1 protein-coding gene is annotated in these 1,475 nt (G+C 75.6%); it reads left to right on the top strand.

The features are described from left to right. Positions 1–198: 198 nt before the first annotated feature. On the top strand, positions 199–1,475 hold a 1,277-nt coding region (locus tag ACFZAX_RS35100), incomplete at its 3' end, for a DUF2637 domain-containing protein (protein WP_390966991.1).

A 1,475-nucleotide genomic window follows, 5' to 3' on the forward strand; every position in this document is an offset into this window, starting at 1 on the left:
CCCCGGCGGGGTTGACCCGGTGGGGCGGGCGCCGCCCCATAACCAACCCCCGTGACACGGGGGGGGCCCGCGCCGCGCCCCCCCCCCCCCCCCCCCCAACCCCGCTCCGCCCTTAGAAGCAGGCGGGTGCGCGCCGCGCACACCGCCCCGCACAGTCCCCGCGCCGTGTGCGCGAACACTACGGAGAGTCAGGAAATCATGGGTAGGAAGCAGACGTTGGACGTACCGGCGCGGGTGGATCGGCTGTTGGTGGCGTTGGTGTCCGGGGCGGTGCTGGTGGGCGGGGTCGCGATGGCGGCGTCGGCGGCCACGCTCGCGGAGCTGGGGCACGCGGTGGGCTGGGTCCAGACGTGGGGCGCGGTGCGGATGTCGTGGTCTCTGCCGGTGGCCGTGGACGCGCTCGCCCTGGTCGCGGGGGCGGTATGGCTGGCGGATCGGATGAGCAAGCAGGCCCGCTCGCTGGCCCGTGCGGTGACGCTGGCCGCCGTCTTCGGCTCGGTCGGCCTCAACGCGCTCGGTCACCTGGTGCAGTCCAAGGACGTGGAAGTCACGGCGTGGCTGCGGATCGGCGTCTCAACCGTGCCGCCGCTCGTCGCGGCCGTCGTGGTCCACCTGGTGGGAGTCGTGCTCACCACCCGCCAGCACGTCTCCGCGAAGGCGCAGACGCCCGCCGTCCACGACCACCAGGAGGAGGCCGGCCCCGCGTCGGCCGTACCGGCGCCGGTGCCTGTCGTGCCTGTCGCGTCCGGGTCTCAGACGGGGCATCGGGCCCCGCAGGCCCGTGCTGGAGCCGACAAGGGCCCTGCCGTCGCGCCCACGGCCGACGCCCGCACGACAGCAGCCGACAGCCCCGCCCCGGCCCCCGCACCCTCCCCGGCGCCTCGGACGACGGACAGCGCAGCATTTGCACGCCCGGCCGAACCGGCAGCCGCGGCGCCCCGGCAAGAAGCCCCGGCCGCAGTGGCCCCCGCACCTGCCATGGGTGCCATGGGTGCCATGGGTGCCATGGGTCAGTTCCAGACGGGGGAAACCCCCCGCTCCGGGGCCGGAACCGGCATGGCCGCCATGGGGCAGCCCGCCCGACCCATGGCACAGGTCAGCCCCTCGTACTCCACCCCGGCCGCAGCTGCCGCAGGTGCAGCAGCCACGACTCACACGGGGGGAACGGCCACGTCAGCGGCCGAAGCCGCTGTTGCGGCACTGGACGCGGCCCGACCTGTTGCAGCTCCCGCTGCTCCGCAGCGCCCCGTGGTGACCACCGCGGCCGCCGCCCAGACCGCCCCGGCCCGGGTGAACGTCCGCGTCGAGGACGACGTCCAGGAGCAGCCCGTCCCGCAGCGGCCCGCCGGCCCCGTGAAGGACTGGGACCTGCCCGGCCTTCCCGCCGACTGCAAGCCCGGCTGCGCCCCGGAGCTGCTGACCGACGAGCAGTCCCGCGCCCGGATCCGGTACGGACACAGCCTCGGCTGGGCCCA

The organism is Streptomyces sp. NPDC008125, from assembly GCF_042957125.1.
Taxonomy (GTDB): domain Bacteria; phylum Actinomycetota; class Actinomycetes; order Streptomycetales; family Streptomycetaceae; genus Streptomyces.